The organism is Pseudoalteromonas sp. MTN2-4 (assembly GCF_042848605.1).
In the GTDB taxonomy this organism is placed as follows: Bacteria; Pseudomonadota; Gammaproteobacteria; order Enterobacterales; family Alteromonadaceae; genus Pseudoalteromonas.
Genome location: NZ_BTGK01000007.1, coordinates 153,807 through 179,292, shown reverse-complemented (window position 1 = coordinate 179,292; position 25,486 = coordinate 153,807). Strand labels below are relative to the sequence as shown.

22 protein-coding genes are annotated in these 25,486 nt (G+C 40.8%); 11 read left to right on the top strand and 11 right to left on the bottom strand.

Translation table 11 applies throughout. The annotated features are described in order from the left end of the window. Window positions 1–12: 12 nt before the first annotated feature. Both ACGHEH_RS16270 and ACGHEH_RS16265 read right to left on the bottom strand, forming a co-directional pair. On the bottom strand, window positions 13–1,542 hold the full coding sequence (locus ACGHEH_RS16270; RefSeq protein WP_390447343.1) for a DUF3369 domain-containing protein: 1,530 nt from the start codon (window positions 1,540–1,542) through the stop codon (window positions 13–15). Between the two features lie 61 nt (window positions 1,543–1,603). Beyond that, on the bottom strand, window positions 1,604–1,999 hold the full coding sequence (locus tag ACGHEH_RS16265; RefSeq protein WP_390447341.1) for a DUF2721 domain-containing protein: 396 nt from the start codon (window positions 1,997–1,999) through the stop codon (window positions 1,604–1,606). Between the two features lie 37 nt (window positions 2,000–2,036). On the opposite strand from ACGHEH_RS16265, the gene ACGHEH_RS16260 reads away from it, so the two are divergent. The 3 genes from ACGHEH_RS16260 to tsaD are packed head-to-tail and all read left to right on the top strand — an operon-like array spanning window position 2,037 to window position 3,987. After that, entirely contained in the window at window positions 2,037–2,360 is a 324-nt protein-coding gene (locus ACGHEH_RS16260; protein WP_390447339.1) for a DUF2007 domain-containing protein, read from the top strand. Beyond that, entirely contained in the window at window positions 2,353–2,943 is a 591-nt protein-coding gene (locus ACGHEH_RS16255; protein ID WP_390447337.1) for a YjaG family protein, read from the top strand. Before ACGHEH_RS16260 ends, ACGHEH_RS16255 begins: the two co-directional genes overlap by 8 nt. A gap of 30 nt (window positions 2,944–2,973) precedes the next feature. Continuing rightward, the gene (gene tsaD, locus ACGHEH_RS16250) at window positions 2,974–3,987 is read left to right on the top strand and encodes a tRNA (adenosine(37)-N6)-threonylcarbamoyltransferase complex transferase subunit TsaD (RefSeq protein WP_390447420.1); all 1,014 of its coding nucleotides are present in this window, start codon (window positions 2,974–2,976) and stop codon (window positions 3,985–3,987) included. A gap of 9 nt (window positions 3,988–3,996) precedes the next feature. On the opposite strand, the gene plsY is transcribed toward tsaD, so the two are convergent. Next, window positions 3,997–4,584, bottom strand: a complete 588-nt coding sequence (plsY, locus tag ACGHEH_RS16245) for a glycerol-3-phosphate 1-O-acyltransferase PlsY (RefSeq protein ID WP_390447334.1) — start codon at window positions 4,582–4,584, stop codon at window positions 3,997–3,999. A 112-nt stretch (window positions 4,585–4,696) separates the two neighbouring features. Between plsY and folB the strand changes: the two genes are divergently transcribed. Genes folB through ACGHEH_RS16230 form a run of 3 tightly spaced genes read left to right on the top strand, consistent with a single transcriptional unit; the run spans window position 4,697 to window position 6,344 of the window. Continuing rightward, window positions 4,697–5,053 carry a dihydroneopterin aldolase gene (folB, locus tag ACGHEH_RS16240; protein ID WP_390447332.1) on the top strand — a complete coding sequence of 119 codons (357 nt, stop codon included), beginning with the start codon at window positions 4,697–4,699 and terminating at the stop codon, window positions 5,051–5,053. A gap of 1 nt (window position 5,054) precedes the next feature. Continuing rightward, window positions 5,055–5,534: a 2-amino-4-hydroxy-6-hydroxymethyldihydropteridine diphosphokinase gene (gene folK, locus ACGHEH_RS16235; RefSeq protein WP_390447330.1), complete on the top strand. Its 480-nt coding sequence runs from the start codon at window positions 5,055–5,057 to the stop codon at window positions 5,532–5,534. 3 nt (window positions 5,535–5,537) lie between these two features. After that, on the top strand, window positions 5,538–6,344 hold the full coding sequence (locus ACGHEH_RS16230) for an undecaprenyl-diphosphate phosphatase (protein ID WP_390447327.1): 807 nt from the start codon (window positions 5,538–5,540) through the stop codon (window positions 6,342–6,344). A gap of 224 nt (window positions 6,345–6,568) precedes the next feature. Here the strand turns inward: ACGHEH_RS16230 and ACGHEH_RS16225 are convergent, their stop codons facing one another. Further along, on the bottom strand, window positions 6,569–9,193 hold the full coding sequence (locus ACGHEH_RS16225; protein WP_390447324.1) for a TonB-dependent receptor plug domain-containing protein: 2,625 nt from the start codon (window positions 9,191–9,193) through the stop codon (window positions 6,569–6,571). Between the two features lie 449 nt (window positions 9,194–9,642). Further along, complete coding sequence (locus ACGHEH_RS16220; protein WP_390447322.1) at window positions 9,643–10,761, bottom strand: tRNA nucleotidyltransferase; 1,119 nt, start codon at window positions 10,759–10,761, stop codon at window positions 9,643–9,645. A gap of 100 nt (window positions 10,762–10,861) precedes the next feature. On the opposite strand from ACGHEH_RS16220, the gene ACGHEH_RS16215 reads away from it, so the two are divergent. Together ACGHEH_RS16215 and ACGHEH_RS16210 are read left to right on the top strand one after the other, a co-directional pair. Further along, window positions 10,862–11,782 carry an ExeA family protein gene (locus tag ACGHEH_RS16215; protein WP_390447319.1) on the top strand — a complete coding sequence of 307 codons (921 nt, stop codon included), beginning with the start codon at window positions 10,862–10,864 and terminating at the stop codon, window positions 11,780–11,782. Window positions 11,783–11,793: 11 nt separating this feature from the next. Further along, window positions 11,794–12,882, top strand: a complete 1,089-nt coding sequence (locus tag ACGHEH_RS16210; protein ID WP_390447316.1) for a general secretion pathway protein GspB — start codon at window positions 11,794–11,796, stop codon at window positions 12,880–12,882. A 113-nt stretch (window positions 12,883–12,995) separates the two neighbouring features. On the opposite strand, the gene ACGHEH_RS16205 is transcribed toward ACGHEH_RS16210, so the two are convergent. Further along, window positions 12,996–14,204 (bottom strand): HD-GYP domain-containing protein, encoded by a 1,209-nt coding sequence (locus ACGHEH_RS16205; protein ID WP_390447314.1) that lies wholly within the window; start codon window positions 14,202–14,204, stop codon window positions 12,996–12,998. Between the two features lie 313 nt (window positions 14,205–14,517). Further along, on the bottom strand, window positions 14,518–18,321 hold the full coding sequence (putA, locus tag ACGHEH_RS16200; RefSeq protein WP_390447313.1) for a bifunctional proline dehydrogenase/L-glutamate gamma-semialdehyde dehydrogenase PutA: 3,804 nt from the start codon (window positions 18,319–18,321) through the stop codon (window positions 14,518–14,520). A 138-nt stretch (window positions 18,322–18,459) separates the two neighbouring features. On the opposite strand from putA, the gene ACGHEH_RS16195 reads away from it, so the two are divergent. Then, window positions 18,460–18,939, top strand: a complete 480-nt coding sequence (locus ACGHEH_RS16195; protein WP_058029014.1) for a winged helix-turn-helix transcriptional regulator — start codon at window positions 18,460–18,462, stop codon at window positions 18,937–18,939. Window positions 18,940–19,183: 244 nt separating this feature from the next. Here the strand turns inward: ACGHEH_RS16195 and ACGHEH_RS16190 are convergent, their stop codons facing one another. Continuing rightward, complete coding sequence (locus tag ACGHEH_RS16190) at window positions 19,184–21,298, bottom strand: hypothetical protein (RefSeq protein WP_390447310.1); 2,115 nt, start codon at window positions 21,296–21,298, stop codon at window positions 19,184–19,186. Window positions 21,299–21,570: 272 nt separating this feature from the next. After that, window positions 21,571–22,224, bottom strand: coding sequence for a Crp/Fnr family transcriptional regulator (locus tag ACGHEH_RS16185; protein WP_390447307.1), 654 nt, complete (start codon window positions 22,222–22,224; stop codon window positions 21,571–21,573). Window positions 22,225–22,398: 174 nt separating this feature from the next. On the opposite strand from ACGHEH_RS16185, the gene ACGHEH_RS16180 reads away from it, so the two are divergent. Beyond that, a complete protein-coding gene (locus ACGHEH_RS16180; protein WP_390447304.1) occupies window positions 22,399–22,620 on the top strand; it encodes a YgjV family protein in 222 nt (73 codons plus the stop codon). 81 nt (window positions 22,621–22,701) lie between these two features. On the opposite strand, the gene ACGHEH_RS16175 is transcribed toward ACGHEH_RS16180, so the two are convergent. Beyond that, on the bottom strand, window positions 22,702–24,345 hold the full coding sequence (locus tag ACGHEH_RS16175; RefSeq protein WP_390447301.1) for an amidohydrolase: 1,644 nt from the start codon (window positions 24,343–24,345) through the stop codon (window positions 22,702–22,704). 162 nt (window positions 24,346–24,507) lie between these two features. On the opposite strand from ACGHEH_RS16175, the gene ACGHEH_RS16170 reads away from it, so the two are divergent. Beyond that, the gene (locus ACGHEH_RS16170) at window positions 24,508–25,008 is read left to right on the top strand and encodes a DUF1543 domain-containing protein (protein WP_390447298.1); all 501 of its coding nucleotides are present in this window, start codon (window positions 24,508–24,510) and stop codon (window positions 25,006–25,008) included. Between the two features lie 44 nt (window positions 25,009–25,052). Here ACGHEH_RS16170 and ACGHEH_RS16165 read toward each other — a convergent pair whose 3' ends face one another. After that, complete coding sequence (locus ACGHEH_RS16165) at window positions 25,053–25,271, bottom strand: hypothetical protein (RefSeq protein ID WP_390447295.1); 219 nt, start codon at window positions 25,269–25,271, stop codon at window positions 25,053–25,055. Between the last annotated feature and the right edge of the window lie 215 nt (window positions 25,272–25,486).

Sequence of the window (25,486 nt, the reverse complement as noted above, 5' to 3'; positions counted from 1 at the left end):
AATTACAAACAGCTAGTCAGGGTAGCTATCTCTAATAAAAATAAACTCATCTAAGTTATTTATAAATAAATCAACGAGTTTGGGGTCAAAATGTTTACCTTTCTCAGATTGTATCAGTGAAATAACATTTTCTAAAGGCCAAGCTGGTTTATAGCATCGATCGCTGCCTAAAGCATCAAATACATCAGCCAGTGCGGTAATACGACCGACAATGTTTATTTGCTCACCTTCTAAGCCTTGTGGGTAACCACTACCATCCCATTTTTCATGATGATGATAGGCGATTATTGCACCACATTTGAGAATTTCATTACTTGAATTATGGAGGATCTCGTACCCTACTTTTGCATGTGTCTGCATAATCTCCCATTCTTTGTCATCGAGTTTACCGGGTTTATTTAAAATATTATCCGGAATGCTTATTTTTCCGATATCGTGTAAAGGTGATGCTAACTTGATGATTTCAGAATGGTACTCACTCAAGCCATATAACTTGGCAAGTAGTTGACTATAATTGGCAACGCGTTTGACGTGGGAGCCTGTTTCTTTAGAGCGTTTCTCTACCGCTTCACCTAGAATATAAGATAGCTCTTTTTGAGACTCTTTGACTGTTTCTCGTAACCTGATATTGTCGTAGGCCATCGCAATGTTGCTAGCAAAGAAAGCTAACAACTGACGGTCAGTTTCATGTAACGCAGACTCTTTACTGACGTAAAGCATTGTTTCACTTCCTCCTTGAGAGGGGAAATAACCAACATACTCAAATTCAGTCTGGTGTGAGAGCTTTTTATTATGGGTTTCCATGAAAAGCTGTTTCACGTTTTGTGGTATTGCTTCTGTCGTGGGTTCTACACCTTCTCCTGAAGCCGCGAGAAGCCTAAAGTTATCAGCCTCTGCGTTTTGACTGTTAACTGCGGCAGCGCAGAAGATATCACTGGAGGATAACCCCATTACATCAGATACATGAGAAAGGATAGTCGAAGCAAATTCACGAACACTATTACAGCTTAAGAAAGAGCCTGAAGCATCAATTATCCTTTCAAGGCCCGCTTTATGTTTGGCAATTGTTTGAATATCTCTGTGAGAGCGAAGAGCAGAGTAAAGTAAAGTTTTAAGTTTTACAGCGGTTAACTCTGTCTTATTTTTGTAATCATTGATATCGTAATCGCGGATAACAGCTTCTTCGGGGGCTTCTCCAGGCTGACCAGTTCGAAGAATAAGCCTAATGTCATGATTTCCAATGTTTTGCCTTATATGCTTGATAAGATCGAGGCCTGCATGATTACTTTCCATCACAACATCAATTAAACCAACGGATATATTATCCTGTTTATTCAAAACATCCATCGCTTCTCTTGCAGAATATGCATGATGAAAGCGAAGAGATTTATTTTCAAATTCAAATCCTGACAAAACTAATTTAGTAACTTGATGAATATCCTCTTCATCATCAACAACAAGCACTTCCCAGTAGTCATCACTATCATTGGATGTTTCGAGTTCATGATTTAAATTTTCGTCAGAAAAAAGAAAATTATTCACGCTTAGTCCAAATCTTACTCGTTCAAAGTGAGTATAGACGGGAAAGGATATGCTTGCTTAATTAGTCCGTGGGCTTTTTTTCGATATTTTGCAATTCTATTTCTATAGCATCACAAGAAATATGTATTTCATACAGTGAGATAATTAAAGATAAAGTTAAGCAACACAAACTCACTCCGAATAAAATGATGCCAGGTAACTGTTGCTGTATGAATAAACTAAACATCGATAGTGTACAGAGTAAAAAAGAGAAAACGCCCCAAACCTGCATGGCACGAATTAACTTTATACGCTTTTTTAAATTGTCGATTTGTGCCAAAACGACAGGTCGATTGGTTTTTCCTTCTCTCGCATTGAGCTCTCTTATTAATTGCGCTAGTACTAAAAACCGATTGGTATAAGCTAATAGTAATAACGAGATGGCAGGAAATAACAGTGCAGGTGTTGTAAGTGTCATTGCAGTCTTAACATTTTAGGTCTTTTCAAAGTTTATTATGACAGATAATTCTTGGCAGTGGTGTGAAGTTTTTACCTCAGATAATGTGATAGAAGCCCATTTAGTGAAAGGCTTATTAGAGCAAGCAAATATAGATGTATTACTTAAAGGGGAGGCTTTACAAGGGGCACTTGGAGAAATTCCGTTAGATCAAGCAAAAGTTTCTGTATGGGTTTACAAGATAAAATTGCGCCAAGCGCAGGAATTATTGGTAAACTACCAACAACAAGAAAAAGACACTGAATGGCAATGTCCACAGTGTAACGAATTTAACGGGCCAGCGTTTCAAGCATGCTGGCAATGTGGAAAAGATTATGAGTAAAGCGAATAACTTTCAGCGAATTAGAGAGTTAAATTATTTACAAAAGGCAGTGCTGGCTGCAGCAGTGCTAGAACGTATGCTGCCTAACTACGAATTATTTTGCGAGGCTACAGAATTTGGCGATGCCAGTACGTTACGCAGTGCGTTAAATGTGTGTTGGGAAAAAATCTTATTGCCAAAAAGTAAGATCAGCTTAGAAAAACAAGTTGAGAAAATCGAACCAAATGTGCCAGAACTAAACGATTATCCGATGTTCGGGACTTACCCAGCCATTGATGCCGCAACTGCTTTACTTGGCTTAATTCATGGCCTTATGGCAAAAGATGAGCATGAGTTTGTGAGCGTTGCGAAAATTTCGCAAGCAACGGTTGCGCGTTATGTAGAGCTATTGATTGAAAGCGAAGGGCTAGAACCTGAAAACAAACTGGTTCGTGAGCACCCTTACATGCAGTATGAAATTGACGTGTTAAGTGAGTTAATTGAATTCGTAGAGAATATGGGTCGTATCAGCAGTGACAGTGTGAAAGCGCTTAAACACCAGGCTGTTGCTGATGGGCAAACTAATATCGGCATTGCAATCTAACGTAAAAGATTAAAAACTGGAGAATTATTGATGCGCATTTTAGGCATTGAATCATCTTGTGACGAAACGGGAATTGCAATCTACGATGATGAGCAGGGGTTATTAGCCCATAAACTTTATAGTCAAGTAAAAGTGCATGCTGACTACGGTGGTGTTGTACCAGAACTGGCTTCTCGAGATCATGTCCGCAAAACTATTCCACTGATAGATGAAGCTTTTAAAGAAGCAGATTGTGGCCCAGAAGATATCGATGGTGTGGCTTATACTGCGGGTCCAGGATTGGTTGGCGCTTTATTAGTAGGCACTTCAATTGGTCGCTCATTGGCATTTGCTTGGGATAAGCCTGCTGTTGCCGTTCATCACATGGAAGGGCATTTATTAGCGCCGATGCTCGAAGACGAGCAACCAGAGTTCCCATTTGTTGCATTACTTGTATCTGGTGGCCACACCATGATGGTGAAAGTGGCTGGTATCGGTGAGTATGAAGTGCTAGGTGAGTCAGTTGATGATGCCGCAGGTGAGGCATTTGATAAGACTGCTAAATTATTAGGTTTAGACTATCCTGGCGGCCCGCTACTGGCAAAAATGGCCGAGCAGGGGACGCCCGGGCGTTTTACTTTTCCGCGACCTATGACAGATAAACCAGGTTTAGATTTTAGTTTTAGTGGCTTAAAAACAGCAGCAGCCAACACCATTCGTAGCGAAGGTGATGACGAACAAACCAAAGCCGATATTGCGCATGCATTCCAAACCGCTGTAATCGATACACTGGCGATTAAGTGCAAACGAGCTCTGAAAGAAACAGGTATTAAACGTTTAGTCATTGCCGGTGGTGTAAGTGCAAACACTGAACTGCGCCAAAAGCTTGAGCGCATGATGCAAGGGATGAAAGGGCAGGTGTTTTATCCTCGCACTGAGTTTTGTACTGATAATGGCGCGATGATTGCGTTTGCAGGTATGCAGAGATTAAAAGCCAAGCAATATGCAACACTAGATATGAAAACGCAGCCGCGTTGGCCGATTGAAAGTTTACCACCATTGTAGGTCTGAAAACTAAGTCTTCTTTTTACCTATTTTAGGCTCTTTTCCTTGAAGGAGCCTTTTTATATTGGCTCGATGACGAAAAATAATCAGCACTGTTAAAAAGCTCACTGGCACAGTATAAAGGGGTTTAATCAACCAAGTATAAAGCGGAGCTAAAGCAACTGTGATAATCGCCCCTAGCGATGAATATCGAGTAAGCCAAACCACAACGGCCCACGTTGCGATTAACAGCCCGCCTAGACTTAATCCGATTGGCAATAGTGCTCCAAACGCCGTCGCAACGGCTTTACCCCCATTAAAATGAAAGAACACCGGGTAAATGTGTCCAAGGCAAGCTGCGACAGCAATCGCACCCAACCAGTATGGCTCTACACCTAAAAAATATGCGCCCCAGACCGGTATTGTGCCTTTCAAGATGTCGAAAGTGAGAACTAAAACGGCTGGAAGTTTACCGCCTAAACGAAGCACATTGGTCGCGCCTGGGTTGTTTGAACCAGAAAAACGAGGGTCTGGTAACTTGAATAACTGACACACGAGCACTGCAGACGATACAGAACCAATTAAATAGGCACATATGCAGATTAACGTAATTAACACAGGTTTCCTTATTTTGTCTTAAGCGTATTTCGGCTATCATTTCCCGATTCGAATGTAACTATATAAGTTACTAATCTATTTGTCACAGACAAAATACCAAAGTGGGGCGTGAATGGATAAGGTCTATATTTCTCAGCTACATGTTGAAACTATTATTGGCGTGTACGATTTTGAGAAAGAGAGTAAACAAAGTTTGTACTTTGATGTGGAAATGCTGACTGATATTCGAGCTGCAGCTGAGAGTGATGATATTAACTTAGCGGTAGATTACGCAAAGGTAAGCGAAGACATAATTACACATACCACAGCAAAACCAGTTGAATTACTTGAAACCTTGGTTGAGCAACTCGCAGCGTTAATCTTAAAAAATTATAACGTCACACAAGTGAAGATTAAGGTAAGTAAGCCCGCAGCAGTGCCAGCGGCGCAGACTGTTGGTGTTGAGATCACTCGAGTTAAAGACATCTAATATGGCGCAGATTTTTATTAGCTTAGGCTCCAATGTAGACAGAGATAAGCATCTACGTGCAGGTCTAAATGCCTTAATTTCTCAATTTCCCGAATATCAACACTCTAGTGTATTTGAAAGTGAAGCCGTTGGTTTTAACGGTAATAACTTTTTTAATTCAGTCTTTGCTGCACAAACAGAGATGCCGCTTGAGCAGGTGTGTGCTTTGCTCAAGCAGATCGAGAGGGACAATGGTCGAACACCGTCTGATAAAAAGTTTAGCCCACGCACACTCGATCTCGACCTACTATTTTATGATGATGTAGTTTGCGATTCACCTGCACAATTGCCTCGTGATGAAATTACCAAAAATGCGTTTGTTCTGCAGCCGCTCGCGGAGTTAGCAGCAGACTTTTACCATCCTGTTGCAGAGCAAACGGTAGGTGAACTCTGGGAAAATTATAACAACTTAAACCAAAAGCTATGGAAAGTGGAGTTTTAACTCATGAGCATTATTGAAATTATCGTGTTGGCCTTAGTGCAAGGTCTTACAGAGTTTTTACCTATTTCGAGTTCAGCACACTTAATTCTGCCGTCACAAGTATTGGGCTGGCAAGATCAAGGCACAGCCTTTGATGTCGCTGTTCACGTCGGTACATTGTTAGCGGTGATTATCTATTTTAGAAAAGAAGTTGTAGATATTCTAGCTGCTTGGTTTAACTCCTTTGGTGCACAGGGTAAAAAAACTGATGACAGCCAGCTTGGCTGGTGGATCATTTTGGCAACCTTACCGTCATTGATTATTGGTTACTTATTAAAGGATTTTGTAGAAGTATATTCTCGTAATGCGTGGATCATAGCCACAACGACTATCGTATTTGGTTTATTACTTTGGTATGCCGATGCAAAAGCGAACCAAATCAAAACCATTTATCAAATTAACTGGGTAATGGCACTATTGATTGGTTTGTCGCAAGTGGTTGCTATGTTATTTCCGGGTACGTCTCGTTCAGGTATCACAATGACAACAGGCTTGTTACTTGGTTTGAATAAACAAAGTGCAGCGCGTTTCTCTTTTTTAATGTCTATTCCTGTTATTGCAGCGGCAGGCTCTTACTACATTTATAAGCTGTCGGCTGGCGATGAACTGATTGATTGGAACGCGATTATTTTAGGTGCGGTATTATCTTTTATTGCGGCTTATGCGTGTATTTACTTTTTCTTAAAAGTGATTGAGAAAATGGGCATGTTCCCGTTTGTCGTTTACCGTTTGCTTTTAGGTCTAGGACTATTTGCTTTCTTAATATGGTAAAGGTTATTTAAGTTTTTTAGCATGACTATAATGACAGCGCTTCGGCGCTGTTTTTTATGTTGTCATAACCTTTGTATTGAAATAAAAGATATGAGGATATTTTCAATTGTAACTTTATTGAAAGTTCGACTGGTTTTTTCAGGTTATGGCTGGTATTTCATTGATTGTAAATTATAAAAAAGCGCCATTGAAATTAGACAATGGCGCTTACGGATTAACTTCGCTTAGAAGTTAAAATTAAAGCCCGCATGTAAGACGCGGCCTTGAATGCTGTATAAGCCAGCTTGGTAACGAGATTGAGTTTGTGGATCTTCAAATTCAGGCTTCTCGTCTGTGATATTACGTACACCGAAAGAAAGTGATAAATCTTGGCTGTATGTATAGTTGTAAGAGATATTGAACTCTGTATGAGAGTCAATATAGGTCGCAACGTTATCTGTATTGACAGCATCAGGATTGATTACGTAACACTTACAGTTTTTGTCATATTCATAGTCATTTAACTGTGAATCGATATATTGTGCTGTTAATGTTACTGAATGATCTTGAATTGCATAACCTAGGTTACTTGTCCAACGAGTTTGCGGACGACCTTTCAAGCCAATTAAATCAACAAGGTTGTTAATATCACCATTGTACGGTGTATTATATTCGAATATATGATTGTAAGATAATTGAGCTGTTAGTTTACCGTCAAGTACGTCAAATGTACCTTTCACAGTTAAATCAGCACCTGTTTGCTCCGTTTTACCATCATTAATATAGCTAACGAAGAAGCGCTCAGGTGAACCAGCAGCATTAAACTCTACACGATTTGGTGCAGGAGATTCTATGCCATCTTTCACATCATCCATAATACGGTAACGGCTATATAGAGATACTTCATTTTCAAGCTCGATTGAGTAGTAATCTAATGTGAATGACACACTATCAGTTACTTGACCAATGAAACCAATATTGAAAGTCTCAGATTCCTCAGCTTGAAGACCTGTGTAACCCGTTAAGTTTTGTTCGATCTGTGCCCAACCTTCACCATCAACGTAAGTCCATGGGAAGCCTTGAGACTTGGTGAATAGAGCATCAAAAGTTGGTGCTGCAAAGCCCTTACCCCAGCTAGAACGTACCGCATAACCGTCAGCAAAGTCATATTTAACACCGATTTGAGGAGATACCTTTGAACCAAAATCTGAATAGTGGTCATAGCGAGCTGCAACAGTTAATTCAATATCGTCGTGCACAGGTATGATAGATTCAACAGCTAATGCTTTTGTTGAGCGCTCACCAAAAGTAGAGCCGCCTGCAGAGCCGATAACAGCATTGGCATCGCTTAGAGGATCAGCAGAGCGTTTGAAATCCGTCTTAGAGTATTCAGAGTGAATATAAAGGCCAACATCACCAGCAGGTAGCTCAGCTATGCTATCAAAACCAATACCAGCATGAAAATTCGTATAATCAGATTTATTATCATTGATAATAGTATGCTGCATTAAAGCAATTGAAACAGGGTCTGTTAGCGTGCCTTCTTTAGCAAATTGCTCTGCAAACTTTCTATTTACATAACCCGAACCATGTTGATTAATTCGGTTTAAGTTTCTTTGGAAACCAACAGTCCAAGTTCCCCATTCAGTAATTGAATTAAGGCCAAGTTTAAAGTCAAGCATTAACTCTTCTGTGCGGCCATCACGGTTTCCATTATCAATGAAACGCCAGTTTGCATTTGCTGCAACAATTTCCTCACCATCGGCTAATTCAATACTCTCATTAGCCATCTGGGTATCTAATACGTTGAATTTACCTACAGTAGGAGCATAACGACCAAATGATGCTTTGCGTGTAGCCATAGCTGACATGCTTAATTCAATTTCATCATTTAATGAATAACGGGCGAACGTGTACATATTAGTACGTTCAACTTTTGCTGTTACACCAGAGAATTGAGTGTGATCAAAAGGGCAGACTGTTGAATTAGCATATTTCTCTCTACCGTCAGGCATGATGCCTACGAAACGGTCGTCACATAAGCTTTGGCCGTTTAGTTGAGCAGGACGGATTTCAGATCTGAATTTGCCATCAGCTTGCTTCACAGTGTACTCGATATTGCGACCACCTTGACTGATGCCTGTCGAATCTTGAAAATTATCTTTGATATTTGAAGCTAGATAATCTCTGTCGCGAGTATAGATAACATCTTTAAGATCATGCTCAACAGTCATGATGATATTACCTTTGTCTGTAGCTGCACCATAAGTGAAAGAAATAGATTCTTGATCACCACCCTCATTCGTTGGGCGTTGTAGTTGTCCAGTTACATTGAAACCTTCAAAGTCTTTGCGCAAGATAATATTAATTACGCCGCCAACAGCGTCAGATCCGTAAATAGCAGAAGCGCCATCAGTAAGAATATCCATGCGTTCAACTGCTGCAAAAGGGATAGTATTCAAATCCACAGTTGAGCCGCCTGAACCAGGAGAAGGTGCTAAACGCTTACCATCAATAAGAACTAAAGTACGTCCAGAACCCATACCACGAAGAGATACTGTAGCTGTACCTTGAGAGCCACCGCCAAAGCCAGATGACTCAGAAAAAGAACCAAACGAGTTAAAGTTGGTATCGCGAAGTACATCAGCAACAGATAACTCACCTGATGCATCGATATCAGCTCTAGAAAAAGATACAACAGGACTTGCACCTTCAATGTCTGTTCGCTTAATACGAGAGCCTGTTACTTGAATACGTTCAACTTGAGTTGCCTCAGTTTCAGTATTTGCCATTGCAGCTGTGCCAACGGCAGTACCAGCTAGTACAGCAGCCTGAATGCTTGCTGTTAATAGGTTTAACTTCTTCAACATATAACCTTTCTCTATTTGTTTTGAATCTCACATGCGTTGCATGTGCCATAGGTCAGGTGTTGTTTTTAGCATAAGTAATTGTTACTTAACTCTTTGGTTTGTTTGTGTTACTTGTTCTCTTTTTGTAAATTGTGTTTTTATTTTGGGGTTTAAATGTTTTTGTTATTTAATTACAGTGGTTTAGGGCTTATTTTTTTGTAATCTTAAATTTACAGTTGGAGGTGTTTGTTTGGTTTGTTAATGCTTGTTTTAACTCTTTGTTAGTGTGTGCAAACTTTCGTTAAAGCCATTGCTTTTTTTGTGTTCTTAAATGTAACTTTGTTGTTCTTTTTATTGTTAATTTAGCTGTTTTAATAGTGAGCAGTTGAAAAGTTAAATATAAAATATCAGGAACTCTAGAGGTGTTGAATAAAAAATCACCTCTAAATGTATGTAAAAAGAGCGAGCTGTTAACTGAGTGTTTTTTCTATTGCAGCAATTCGCGATGTTTGTAATCCAAGTTTAATCGCTGCACCTTGATATCCCAATGCAATGACTTGTTGTGCAGTAACCGCTTGAGATGCAATCGCACAATTTTGTAGCGTTTGTGTAATATCCTGCTGACACTGTGTATATTTTAGTATCTCTAGTAACAAGTTAAAGCGTTCAGGGCGACGCCAAAGATCTATGAGGTTAAAAAACGCTAAAATATTTTCAGGGCTAAAGTTTCTTTCATTTAAAAAGTTATTTAATAACTTAAAGTCTCTCAAGCTGTTTGCGAAGGTGCTGGGGATCTTTAACGTTTGTTCTATATGTTTAAGGTCATCTGGTGAGCAGGCTTCTAGACATAAACAAAAGTGACAAACTTGCAGTATGTCTGGTTCAACAGCTACTTCTTGTGTGGTCACACATTGATCAGCTCTTGTTACTTTTTGGGTTTCTAGATTGGACCAGCTTGGCAAAATAGGAAGGACATCAGGTAAAGCATTAATGCTATTTATTACTTCTAAGAATAAATGAAGGGTGTTGGTTTTTAGGCATTTTTCTATTTCTAACCAGATCCGCTCTTTGGTTAATGTTTTAAGTTCACCACTGGCAACCATATTTTTCATAAGTAAAAGCGTCTCTGGCGCAATGGTAAAATCTAAATGCTGATAACGAGCTGCAAACCTCGCAACACGTAAAACTCGAAGTGGGTCTTCACTAAAAGCAGGGCCGATATGCCTAAGTAAGCGGCTTTTTATATCTGCTTGGCCGTGGTAAGGGTCAACCCGCTGTCCATTTTCATCTTGTGCAATAGCGTTGATGGTTAAATCACGGCGATATAAGTCTTCTTCTAAGGTGACTGTCGGGTCGAAGTCACATATAAAGCCTGTATAACCCTGTCCGTTTTTGCGCTCTTTGCGCGCTAGGGCATATTCGTCTTTACTTTTTGGGTGTAAAAATACAGGGAAGTCTTTCCCGACTTGTTTATACCCCAAAGACTGCATTTCTTCAGGGGTGCTACCGACGACGACATAATCGTGTTCTACAACTGGGTAATTTAAAAGCGCGTCACGAACAGCGCCTCCAACTAAATAAACTTTCATATGTATTCCAATGTTTCAACGGGTGCACTTGGTTTCAAGGTTTTATCTTGCGCACTTTTTTGCCATTATAGGGCCTATCATAACAATAAAGAGTTTTATCGTGTATTTAAGCTATTTTGGGTTGAAAGAGAAGCCGTTCTCAATTGCACCTAATCCTGAGTATTTATATATGAGTGAGCGTCATAAAGAGGCGCTGTTACACTTAAATTATGGACTGGGTGACACAGGTGGGTTTGTATTATTGACGGGTGAAGTAGGAACAGGTAAAACCACCATAACGCGCTCAATGCTGAAATCATTGCCTGAAAATACCGAAGTGGCTTTTGTATTAAACCCAGCGCTTTCTGAGCTAGAACTACTCGCAAGTATCTGTGATGAATTATCAATATCGTATAATCCAGAAACCGCGACACTTAAAAGCTTAACCGACGCCTTAAAAGCACGCTTTACAGAGAATTACAAAGTGGGTGGGCACACTTTACTTGTGATTGATGAAGCTCAACATTTATCACCGAGTGTGCTTGAGCAACTGCGTTTATTGACCAACCTTGAAACAGACGATAAAAAGTTGGTGCAAATAGCGCTGATTGGTCAGCCAGAATTGCAAACCCTATTACAGCGCAATGAGCTTAGGCAATTAGCTCAGCGTATTACTTCTCGATATCACTTATTGGCACTGACAGAATCTCAAGTGTTTGCGTATATTCAGCATCGCTTGCAAACCGCGGGTTGTGATGCTGCTATATTCAGTCATGAGGCAGTTGCTCACATTTATAAACGAACTCAAGGTATACCGCGTTTAATCAATCTGCTGGCAGATAGATGTTTGCTTGGTGCTTTTTCTGCGCAGAAAAGAGTCATAGATAAAGCTGTGGTTGAACAGGCTGCAAAAGAAGCCCTACCTATGGTCAGCGTAAATAGTGAACCAGCCTCTGAAAGTAAGCTTAAGCAGTTTGCGCCTGTCATGTCTCTTATTGTAGCAAGCTATATTGTTGGCTTTGCTGCTGCTTATATTTTTTAAGAAGTTCAATTATGTCTATTATTGATGCCGCATTTAAACAATCACAAACTGCAAACAATACTGAGCAAGTGCACTTAGCCTATCAACAAACAAAACAGCTGGCTTTCTATAGAAAGCTATCGTTTGGTCTTGCGGGTGTTGGTTTGAGTGTCACTTTTGCATTGGCTGGTTTTTACAGCGCCCAATATCTTCAGAGTCAATCTCAATCAATTGAGACCTTACAAAATCAGCAAGTGCAAGTTGAAGAAGTAACTGAAACAGTAACGCCGCAAGAAATAAAGCAACAATACAATGTAGCGCGCTTGCAGCCAGCTCAGGCTAAGCCGACTTCAGAAACTTCTAATAATCAAGGGGCTGTACAATCCGGTGAGCAATATCAATGGATGTCAGTGCAAGTTGGGGTAAACGAGCAAGGGGCACCTATTTTCAAACAGCAATTGGTACCGCTTTCGGCTGTTGCTCAGGTCAATACTGTGCCAGCTGAGTCTTCTGTTGTCAGCAATAACGCTTTGCCAGCACAACCGGAAGAAGACCTAAGCCAGTATCGTGTATTAGGTAAACCACTGGATGAGACGCAGTTGAGTAGCCAAGTGGGTGTTTCTTCACAAACAGCATCACCGCAAGAAGATCTTAGTCAGTATCGCGTATTAGGAAAACCACTAGAATCAGAGCCTAAGACACAAACAGGGTTGTTAAATAACTACAACTCACAGAGCAATACAGATAATCAAAGACCAGAAAACACAGCTGATGAGGCAGCGGCAAGGTTGAAAGCGGCATTTGAGCTTGCGGTTGCAGAAACGGCAGATAAAGACTTCACTGAGGCAGAGCCTGCTGAAACTACGCCAGAAAAAGAGCGTTTATCTATTGAATTTCTACCAGCAAAAACACAGGCTGCAATAGGAAAGTTGACGTATCAAGCTCATATTTATGCCACCTCAGAGCACAAACGTTGGATAAAAATCAATGGCGTTGAACTGTATGAGGGTGACAAAATTAATGGTATGCGGTTACTGGAAATCGCGCCAGAGGCGAGTGTTTTTAGATTCCAAGGGTATGACTTTGCTGTGAAAGCTATGCAAGACTGGCAACCTTATTAATAACACTTGACCGTAATTTAGATATAAATTGAAGCCTAAACCACTTAAGTTGTTTAGGCTTTTTTATGTCAGCACCTATTAAGGCATGCGGAGGCGAATTTAATGAAAGCACCTTATGGTAAAACAGAGTGCTTGAAAAACTTAATCAAATCTAAGCCAAACTCTTCAGGTTTTATTGCTGCTTCTAATTCATCTGTACAGCGTTTTTCTGCCAAATCTATGTCTTCGACGGCGATGTGATACATTGATTTAGCACTGTAAAATACTTTAACAATGGGCTTTAAGGGCTGCTTTGGGTTTGAGCTTGCAACCATGCCTATTCTTTGAGACTTCAACTTTACCAAAGAGCCAACAGGGTATACCCCAATACAATTTATGAACTCATTCAGCAGTTTTTCATCAAAGTGCTGTGGACTGCTTTCTCTGAGCATTTTAAAAGCTTGAATTGGCATAAGTGCTTTTTTATAAACTCGTTCAGCAGTTAATGCATCAAATACATCAACAATAGAGGCCATTCTGACATAGTCTGATATTTCACCATTACTTAAACCTTGCGGGTAACCCGAGCCATCAAGTCGTTCATGGTGAAAGCCTGCAACTTCGCAGCTTATTTTAGATAAGCCAGCTTCAGTGACTATTTCATAACTGAATTGAGCATGTTGTTTCATTTGCTCGAATTCGCTGTCACTTAGTTTACCAGGCTTATTGAGGACCGCATCATCGACTTTTATTTTACCGATATCATGGAGTAGAGCGCCGGTAGCAAGTTCTTCGATAACCTCTCTGTCTAAACGTAAATGCTTAGCAAAAATAGTAATGAGTGTGGCAACATTAATAGAATGCTCAAGTAGATAAGCGTCTTTTTGTTTGATCATGGCGATGCAAGATAGGGCATCTTGATTACGGAAAATTGAATCTATAAAGCTCGTTGCTACCTCTTTAAAAGCCTCGACATCAATAGGGTTACCCGCTTTCAAATCTGCAAAGGCTTTGGCTTGAAGTGACTTGGCTTCTTCAACAAGTTTCACTGCCTGGTTTATTTCAGCGCTTATCGAAGTAGATTTATGCCAAGGGTCTTGTTCTTGCTCATGCGCATTTTGATTATCAGAGTCAGGCGCAGTAATACCGTGCTTGTTATTGTTTAAGTCGAGCATTTTATCTGGGTCAACTTCAACTCTTAAAATACCCGCAGAAGCGAGTTTGTCGATACTAGTTTGCGTCTTAACCCAGCCTTGTGTCTTGACTTGCACACTGCCAGTTTGTTCTAACACGCTTACAACAAACATGCCGGGTTGTAACTCTTCGATGCTTATGCTCTTCACAGTACTTTCTTTTTTAGTGCCAGTCATTTAAGCCTAGCAAAAGATAGGTAAAAAAACAGTTGAGAATTACCAATTTTATTAATTAATTGAACATTCTAGCTAGCTAAATAGTCCACTAACTTCTTCAAAAATTTCTCATATAGAATAACTATATACCGTAATTTTTTCCTCGTTATTTGACCATTTCCGGTAATCATTTATCTATACCAATAATTGGTCATCAATTTAATGCAATTGGTATAATTCATAAAAACAAAAAAAGCCTGTACTCGATTAAAAGTACAGGCTTTTTAAAATTAAAGAGTTGAGTCGATTATTCGTCGTCTTCAACCAATGTCATTAGCGATGTATTACCACCAGACGCCGTTGTATCGATACTGATGGTTTTTTCTGTCACGAGACGATTAAGTAGCGTGTCGTAGTACTCAGCACTGATCACTGGCAGGATAGCACCCTTACGTGCCGCTAGTTGCGTGCTGAAGTAACCTTTACGCGCACAGCCACTACCTACAACTGCTGCTGCTAGGTGATCATGAGCCAGTACCGCAGGAAGTTGGTTTAGCTTAGCAACCTGCATAACGCCTTCGGCTACGCCGCAGCTGATTAACTTATCTCTGAACGCTAATGCTTCTTCGTGGAATAAGTCAGAAACCACAGTGATCACTGTGTTACCTGCAGCTAGAGAAGTAATGATAGACATTACCCAGAAGTTGAATGAGGTGTCTTTATCAGCAAAACACACAACACAACCACGTGGCTCGTAACGAATCGTATTTGACTCACCTGTAGGACCAGGCAACTGTACAACCTTACTTAGACGCTTTTCAACACGAATGATCTGCTCACGTGCATCAGCTAAAGTGTGCGCTAGGTCATCCGCAAGCTGATCCATAATCTCAACCTTAGCAAGTTTTGCTAATAGCTGACGTACCACAGATACGCGGTTATTTAGCGGCATTGCACGCCAAACCTTTTCATCGCGCATTGAGTTTTGCATTAGCTGGCTAACTTGCTCTTGCGCACCCTGGAATGCCTGAAGCGCTTCAGCATCAACTTGTACGTTAGTAACTTGACGGTTATCCGGTGTCTTATTCTCTTTTACTAGGCGAGTTAAGTAGTTAGGTCCACCTGCTTTAGGGCCAGTACCAGAAAGACCACGACCACCGAACGGCTGAACACCTACTACCGCACCGATCATGTTACGGTTGATGTAGATGTTACCTGCGCGAGATTGTTTAGCTAGGTAGTTAGCACGCTCTTCAATACGCGAGTGAATACCCATAGTTAAGCCAAAGCCTGTGCTGTTTACTTGGTCGATTACCTTATCGATTTCAGTGCCTTTGAAGCGGATCACGTGTACACACGGACCGAATACTTCTTTCTTAAGCACAGATAAGTCTTTGATCTCATATAAACGAGGCGCGAAGAAGAAGTGGCCTGTGTCACCCATATCAGGAAGCGGACATTCAAAATGCAGTGTTGCATTGCCTTTTAAGTATTCTACGTGCTCAGTAAGGGCGCTATGTGCTTTTTGGTCGATTACCGGGCCAACATCTGTTGAAAGGTAAGCAGGGTCACCAACATGTAGCTCTTTCATTGCACCTTTGATCATGCTGATCACTTTGTCTGCAATTTCTTCTTGTACAAAAAGAACACGAAGTGCAGAACAACGTTGACCCGCTGACTGGAAACCTGAAGAGATCACATCGTCAACAACTTGCTCAGGAAGCGCCGTTGAGTCAACGATCATACAGTTTTGACCACCGGTTTCAGCAATCAGAGGTACTTGGTCGCCACCACGCTCAGCGAGGGTTTGTGAAATACGTGTACCTGTCTCAGTTGAACCTGTGAACATCACGGCTTGAATACGCTCATCAGGTACGATCACCTGACCAACTTTGCTACCGCGTGCAATAACAGGCTGAACCACGTTCTCTGGTAAACCAACTTGTTTCATTAGGTCGATAGTGCGAAGTGCAACCAGTGATGTTTGCTCAGCTGGTTTTGCAATAACTGTGTTACCAGTCACGATTGCCGCTGCCACTTGGCCTAAGAAAATCGCCAGTGGGAAGTTCCAAGGGCTGATACATAAAATCACACCACGTGGAGAGAAACGCTCGTCTAGCGCAAGCTCTTCTGCTTTTGCTGCGTAGTAACGACAGAAATCAACTGCTTCGCGTACTTCGTCGATACCATCTTGTGCAATTTTACCAGCTTCTTTGATACACAGTGCGATTAGCTCATCACGGTGATCTTCTAAGATATCACCAGTGCGACGAAGAATGTCAGCGCGCTCGTTGATTGGGACTTTTGACCAAACTTCGAATGCTTGTTCAGCATTAGTTACTAGCTGCTTCATTTCAGCTTCGTCTTGGTGACGAATTGAACCAAGCACTTCATCGTGGTTTGCAGGGTTAATTACCGCTTCATGACCTTCAGGTACATCGTTGTGCGTAATTAAGTTTTTCTCTACCCAAGCATTCAAATTGTCACGCATTGGCGTGATGTGATTAATATTGGTTAAGTCTAAACCTTTAGAGTTATTACGCTCTGCACCGAACATGTCGATAGGCATGGTGATTTGCGTATTACGCTTGTTGCGTAAGCGCTGAATCTTTTCTACAGGATCTTCTAATAGGCTTTCAACCGGCTTACTCTCATCAACAATCGCGTTAACGAATGAAGAGTTGGCGCCGTTTTCTAATAGGCGACGAACTAGGTAAGCTAGTAGGTCTTCGTGCTGTCCAACTGGCGCGTATACACGACACTGAACTTTGTCTTCAGTCACAACTTGGTTGTATAACGAATCACCCATGCCATGTAGACACTGGAATTCGAAGTTATTGTATTCGCCGTTTGCTAGCTCAAGAATTGTCGCAGCAGAGTAGGCGTTGTGCGTTGCGAACTGAGGGAAGATCACATCACGCGCGTTCATTAGTTTAATCGCACAGGCTTTGTAAGATACGTCAGTGCTTGCTTTTCGTGTGAATACCGGGAAGCCTTCAAGGCCATCAGCTTGAGTTAGTTTTACTTCAGTATCCCAGTAAGCGCCTTTAACAAGACGAACCATCATTTTACGGCCAACGCGACGACATAGGGCTTCTAACCAGTCAACAACCCAGATAGCGCGCTTTTGGTATGCTTGCATTGCAAGACCGAAACCGTTCCAGTCACCTAATGCTTCATCAGAGAATACCGCTTCGATGATGTCTAAAGAAATATCTAAACGGTCAGCTTCTTCTGCATCTACAGTGAAGTTGATGTCATATTGTTTAGCAGCAAGTGCAAGTTCTTTTAGTTTAGGAACCAGCTCTTCCATTACGCGTTCACGGTGAGTGAATTCATAGCGAGGGTGGATCGCAGATAGTTTAACTGAAATACCTGGGCTCTTAATTGGACCACGTCCATTTGCTGCTTTACCAATGACATGAATTGCAGTCATGTAGCTGTTGAAGTAACGCTCAGCATCGGCCATGGTGCGTGCACCTTCACCTAGCATGTCATAAGAATAGGCGTAGCCTTGTGCTTCTTTTTCTTTTGCTCGTTCAAGGGCTGCTTCAATGGTAGTGCCCATTACGAACTGCTGACCCATAATCTTCATTGCATATTGCACAGATTTACGGATAGCGGGCTCGCCAATGCGACCCATAGTACGTTTTAGCAGACCAAACTGTTCTTCTTTTGATTTGTCTGCATAGTCAACCATCTTGCCAGTTAGCAATAAGCCCCAGCTTGATGCATTAACAAATAGAGAGTCACTGTTACCTAAGTGAGAGCTCCAGTCACCTTGACTTAGCTTGTCACGAATTAGTTCGTCTTGTGTTTCTTTGTCTGGCACACGAAGCAAAGCTTCAGCTAAACACATTAACACCACGCCTTCTTCAGAAGATAAAGAATATTCTTCTAATAGCGCATCAACACCGCCTTTACCTTTTTGGTCTTTACGAATGTTTAATACCATTTGACGCGCGCGCTCCCAAGCACGGCTTCGAGCAGAAACACCAACTTCTGCTAAAGGCAAAATCTGATCGATGACTTGTTCTTCATCGATGCGATAAAAGTCTCTGATCTTTTGACGGATCGGACACTGGGTCGTTAAGTCGCCTTTAAATAGCATAATGTGAACCCTCTAAAATTATTAGGTGATAGAATTTTTGTGCATTGTATACAAATCGCAGCAGAATATGCTGGTTTAATTTGGCGATTTACGATAATTTACGGCTCAAATTCTAAATAATTCAGCATAAAATTCTGTATGACAACTTCAATCAAAACACGTGTGCTTGATCGCATTGATTTAGCTATTTTAGACGCTTTACACAAAAACGGCAGAATTTCGAACGTAAACCTCGCCAAGGCAGTAAATTTAAGCCCTAGCCCGTGTTTAGACAGGGTAAAAAAACTTGAAAGTGAAGGTTATATAGAAGGGTACAGTGCCAGATTAAACCCCGAAAAATTAGGGCAGCATTTGGTTGCCCATGTCGAAATACGATTAAAAAGTTCTACTGAATCGGTATTTGAAACCTTCAAACAGCATATTATTCGGATCCCTCATGTAGTGAGTTGTGACATGGTGGCCGGTGGGTTTGATTATTTAGTGAAAATTCGAGTACCTGATATGACGGTTTATCGTGAAGTGCTAGGGCAAATTGTAGAGATTCCAGGCGTTGGTACAAATCATACTTATATGGTGATTGAGCATGTAAAACCAGATTTAGGGGTGGGGGTGCTTTAGCACAAAGGTGTAGTCAATTAGATTTATCAAAAGCTTGTAATACATTCATGTACCTATAAGCTTTTACTCGCTTACTCGCTTACTCGCTTACTCGCTTACTCGCTTACTCGCTTACTCGCTTACTCGCTTACTCGCTTACTCGCTTACTCGCTTACTCGCTTACTCGCTTACTCGCTTACTCGCTTACTCGACAAATAAAAAAAGCCGTGCATAGCACGGCTTTAAGTTCAGTTTACTTTATAAATTAAGAACCACCAGTACCAGTTACTGGTACTGTGTTAACTTCACACTCTACAGGCAGGTTAACAACTTGTTCTGTTGTACTTGCAGCAAACTCAGCTGAGTCTACTAGAGCATTTGTATTTGGATCTAATGCCCTAACAGTATAGTTACCAGCAACAACATTTGTGAATGTTGTTGTACCGTCATTGTTAGTATAACGACGGCCTTGGTAAACGTTATCTGAATTGTACAGGTATACAAACGTAGATGTTGGAACTGGTGCAGGAGCTACGTCAAAGTCATCTGTATTGCTACATACAAACTGTGTCTTAACAGGTTGATCTACTGGCGGCTCTGGTGCATCAATAGTTAGTACTACAGTTTTACCATTCAATTCACATAGGTCATCAAGTTTAAGACGAGAAGCTTGCTCATCAACAGGGTTGTCAGTGAAAACTTTGTCAGTAGAGTTATCTGTGTTTAATACACCGTCAACAATGTTCGCTTTGTTTTGAAGAAGCTGCATGAATACAGAGAACGCTGGTGGGTAGTAGATACGAGATTCATTGAAGAATGTGCTCTCATAACCACGTTTTAGTTTACGGTAACCACCTGACTGTGATTCAACTAGAAGGTCAAACGCAGAAACGTTGTCAGTTGTGCCGTCAGCATAAACGATGTCAAAGCGTACGTTGTTTGAAGTGCCGCAGTTACCATTGTTAGCTTGACGCCAGTTGAAGAAATCAAGGTTCCAGTAAGATAAGTGAGTTACATTTACAACTACGTCGAATACATCAGCGTTGCTTTCATTTACTTGTGCAACACCATAGCTCTCGAATGACCACTCAGCTACGTCAGCATCATAGCTCCACACTGGAACAATATCACCAGCCTTAATTGTACGAGACTCGATTGCTGTTCCATCAGGAGAAATACATGCGCCTTTGCGGAAGTAAGCGCCATCAGTTTGCTTCGCTGAATCAGTAGCAAAACCTTCAACATCTTTTTGCTTCAATAAAGCAGCAATTTCGTCGTCTGTTAGGTCATCAGCTAAAACTGGTGTGTAGCTCATAGGACAGGTGTTTGCAGTTTTAACATCTACCTGCATTTTTACTTCGATGCTGTTTTTAATAGGGTTGCCATCTTCATCAACCTCACCTGAGTCACCAAATTCTTTTACTTTGTTACCATCTTCGTCAGTAAGTTCGATAGCAACAAAACCAGCTGTTGTGAATGAACCGTTTTGTGCAGTTTCTTCCGCATTATCAGTATCAGCAGCAGGCACTGAAACAGCTAGGTCTAAACCACCAGGGAAGAAGTCAAGAGAAGAAGTGTCACGAGTTTGCTCTTCAGCAGTAGCATCGTCAGCGTTAGCTGCAGCTGTTGTACTTGCTTCGTTGTTGAAGTAAGCAACAGCTAGTTTAGGCTTGCTTGTTAATGGAACTAACTCACCAGCTTCGTTTTTAGTGAGCATTTTAGAGCCGCTAGGGATAGTGATTGTTGCACCACCTTTGTCATCTTCTTCAGTAGCGTCTTCTTTTGTTACTTCTTGAGTTAAAGTAATTGGCTCATCACTAGTTAGCGTACCGTCTTCAGCCATGGTCACAGTTTCACCAAGCTCAACTTCTTCCGCCGCAATTGCAACGCCTTCAACTTCTGCGCGTGGTGTTAAGATTACAGTTGATGCTGCTTCAGTAATTTCACTAGAAAGAGTCACTACAGTACTGTTGTTGAAATAACCGTCTGCACTGAAGTTCACAGTGATGTTAGTACCTTCTTCAGTCACTTCACTAATTGACGCAGTAAATAAACCAAGCCCATTATTTAAGGTTAATTCAGTAGATGTAAGTGCTTCACCTTTAGGTGATACTACGTTATCCCCATTTTTTGTAATACGAACAGTTACAGGAGCCTCTGATGTACCAAGGTTTTCACCTGCAACATTTTTAACCGCGATAGTAAAAAAGCCTGCTTGCTTTTCAGTCGCTGTACCATCTGGGATCTCACCAACATCTACAGTATCTACAGGTGGTTTGACTTCAATGTTGTTGTCATTGTCACTGAAACAGCCTGAAAGACTTAGTGTAACACCCATTGCTAGGGCAAGCTTGGTTAAATTAAACTTTTTGTTTCCCATGATTTTTACCTTTTCCTTTAATTTCAAGTAAACTGAGAGTGCACTAATAATGTTGCAGATATAAGATAACCTTGCCCCGCAATGCAAATTAGTAAGTAGAGAATAATAGCTCATTATTTATTCGTCAAGCTGCTGAATGATACTTTATTAAAAGTTCATATACAAATTTAGACGCTTAATTTTTTTATTAAAATCAGTCCCTTTTTTTAGGGCTAGCATAAAGCGGTATAACAATTAATTTACTAAGTAAATTTGACGCTCTTAACTATTTTTTAGCAAGCAAAACTGTCGACAAAGTCGTCTAAGGCATCAATGTCTACTGGCTTTAATCCATCAGGGGTTCTGATTATCAGACCTTTATCGACTAATTCTGTTACAACTCGGCGATAAGCGCGCTCTGTGGTAGCGAATCGTTCTGCTTCAGCGTTTACTGTGTTGTAAGCTCTTAGAAGGGTTGGGTTGCTGTTTTCTGCGCGCATTAAGCAGTCTTTAGCAATGTTGTAGCTAAGCGGAAGTAACAGCTTATCTAAGTTCACTTTTTGGTTTTCAATGAACTTTGCCGCGATGGTTTGTGCGGTGTATAAGCTGAGCTCTGGTTGGTCGAGTAATAGTTGTCGCCAATGTTTAAGTTCAATAAGGTTGTATTGCACTTCATTTAAGCAGGTAACCGTGTATGTACAAGGGTGATTGTTGAGCGCTTCAATTTCGCCAATTAAGGTATTATTACAGTCAAGCTGACCGAGTAATAATCGTCTACCATTACCTACATCGTAACTAAAAGACACGGTGCCGCTTCTGACCAGAATTAATTTGCTTAATGGTTCATCTTGGTGAATCAGTACATCTTTCTTTGTGTGTACAAAAGTATTACCCGCAAATTGCAGTAATTGTTCAACGAGATTGGCAGAAAAGTGGTATTGGAACATCTAAAAGGCTCTTAGGACAATTGTCCTAGTTAATCACATGTTGCGAAGATAGCATGACTTATGCCTTATGCTAAGTGGTTATTGAGTTTTTACCTTAATTTTTGCAGCCGAGGCATTTCAATAAAATTTGATGTGGCACTTTTTGATTAAGAATGAAATTTGTTGGAGTGAACGATGAGTTGGGAATATTTAGGGTATTTGGCGTCGGTTTTTTTAGTTTTATCTTTAATGATGACCAACGTAACTAAATTACGTTGGTTAAATTTAACAGGGTGTATTTGCTTCACCATTTATGGAGTGATGATCCAAGCTTGGCCCGTGGCATTTACCAATGCTTTGTTAGCGATAGTGAATATTTATCATTTAATTAAGCTCCTTAGAGAGAGTAAGCAATAACTCCTATTGCAATACAGAGAAGCCTTAGCATCAACAAAGCATGCTAAGGCTATTAGAAGGATTATTAAAATACAGCGCTAATTACTTTTTCTCAAAACGCTTTTCACCTGCTATCCAAGTCTGTTCAACGGCTATCTTAAAAATTTCATTTTCAGGCACCGTAAAATAATCTCTGTCGATTAAAATAAAGTCTGCCCATTTGCCTTTTTCTAAACTCCCAAGCTTATATTCTTGAAATGCAGCATAAGCAGCATCCAGCGTGAACGAGGTTAATGCTTGCTCTCGTGATAGTTTTTCATCATTGCGCCAGCCATTTTCAGGTGTTTGTTGCTTCGACATCCGAGTTACAGCGGAATAAAGTCCGTCGAACGGGTTTGCAAGTTCAACTGGGAAGTCAGAACCTGAGGCAACTTTACTACCTTGCTTGAGGAAAGTTTGCCAAGCGTAAGCACCTTGTAATTGCTCGGAGCTTAGGCGCTTTTCTGCCATATGCATATCAGAGGTGGCATGCACAGGCTGCATAGATGGAATAATATCGAGTTGCTTAAAGCGAGGAATATCATCAGGGTGTACAATTTGTGCATGCTCAATACGGTTACGTAGCAACTTACCGCCGACAGTCTTAAACTGGCTTTCATAGCTGTCTAAAACAATGCGGTTTGCTCTGTCACCAATGGCATGGGTGTGCGCGCTATAACCATGTTTAAAGGTTTTGCTCATTAAGGCTTCGAGTTCAGGTTTATTTTCAAGCATAAGGCCTTTGTGGTTTTTTCTGTCTTTATAGTCTTTGATGAGTGCAGCACCGCGACTACCTAGAGCGCCATCCGCGTAAATTTTTACGCTACGAATACTTAAAAAATCATTTTGCTTTTTGATGACACCCGCATCTAGCATGTCATCAAGTTTTGGGCTGCTTGCCGAAAGCATGGCATAAATACGAAATGGCAGTTTGTTTTGCTCAGCTAAATCTTGATACAAGCGCCAAGTGTCGTAATCAATACCTGCATCGTGTGCTGAGGTAATACCTAAACTAAGTAGATGCTTTGATGCGGCAAATAAGGCGCGCTGTTTTTGTTCAATTGATTGTTTTGGAATATGTTTTAAAACTAAGTTTTCTGCTTTATCGATAAAAATACCTGAAGGCTTGCCTGCGATTTGAATTATTTCACCGCCTTCTGGTGATTGCGTAGCTTGGGTAATACCAGCAAGTTGCATTGCTTTACTGTTGACCCAAATAGCATGGCCATCAACGCGAGTGAGCACAACCGGTCTGTCGCTTACGAACTTGTCTAAATCGGCAGCAGTTGGAAAGGCTTTGTTATCCCATAAAGTTTGATCCCAGCCTCGGCCAACTAACCACTTATCTGGATTGTTTGTAGCATAAGCTTGCAGCTTTTTACCAGCCGCTTCTGCAGAAGGAATGCCTCTTAAATCTAGCCTTTGCAAGTTATTACCCAGACCTATTATATGACCATGAGCGTCAATCAATCCTGGTAGTAAGGTTTTGCCTTCTCCATCAATGGCCTTAGCTTGGGGAAATTGCTTGATTGTGTCTTTGTCACCATATTTAACGACTTTGCCATCTTTAAATACTAGGGTAGAAAAGCGTTCAATTTTACCATCAAGTGTTGGCGTGTAGCCGTTAACGTTATGAATTAAGGTTGTATGTGCTGTGCTGACAGCACTAAAGCACATACCAATGATGAGCGTGAGAGGTTTTATCATTATCTTTCTTCTTATTTGTTGATTTCTGTTTTTGAGTTATGGCAAGAATATTTAATTCCATCGTGTTCTTTATATCAAGAGTATTAAAGTCTTGCCTCATTATTGCGGTGAGCGGTTTCTCTTGTCACTATACCTATATATACATAGTTTTTAAGGAACGTAATGCATCTATTTATGGTTTATTTGGGGGGCCGAATAGCGGGCTGTCATATTGAAATGCACGATATACGCTTTGTGATAGGTGAAAATATAGAAGCGTGTTTTGATAAGTTAAAAGCACAGTGGGTTGGTGACAAAAGCAAAGTGCATATGGACAGTTATGTGGCTGTAAAATATGTCGATGGCTACGAAATTACGCTCAGTGAAACGCCGTCATTGCAAAGAGAAAAACTATTCTTTGTGAATATGGGCGCGTATCGAGTAGATAGTTTAGCTGAGCAACATGAGTTTATGCTGTGTGTGGCTGTAAGCCCAGAAGAGGCAAAGCAAAAAGCGAAGTCTAAGTTGTTGCAGGGCATGTCGCACCGACATAAGGATGACTTGTACGATGTTGATGATTGCTTTGCAGTTGATTTATTCGATACGGGTTACGATATTCATCTTACCCCAAGCGAGAAAACCCAACAGCTTGTACCTGATTGGTTTGGTTATCACGTTTTATAGCTCATGTTTTATAGATAACGAAAGAAGAGCAAGTAAACTCTACTTTATTGGTCTTGCTCTTTTTCCTCTGCTTTAAAAGCCATTTTGATGGCAACTATCACAACCGCAAACATCACAAAGGGCAGTGCCGCTAAACTGTATTCAATGATGTGGCTATCTTGATAGTTGGGTTGCAAAATAAAATGACCGCCAACACAAAGCAAAATGCTGATAAAAAGCAGTGGCAGCATCATTAGTTCTTTTTTATTTGAATGTTTCTTCATATCTACTCTTTCATTTGTATTCTATCGCTTTGCGCTATTTGGCTATTGTGCAAGTACTTAAAAAAGCCGCTTTGATCTTAAACATAAAGATTAAATAACCTGAGCTCTGGATAATAAATCTATCTCCAGCGGCTACTTTCAACGTTAACTGCGTTGAATTTACTTGTAATAGGCCTGCTATTGACGCTTAAATTCGCCTTGCCTATATGGATGTA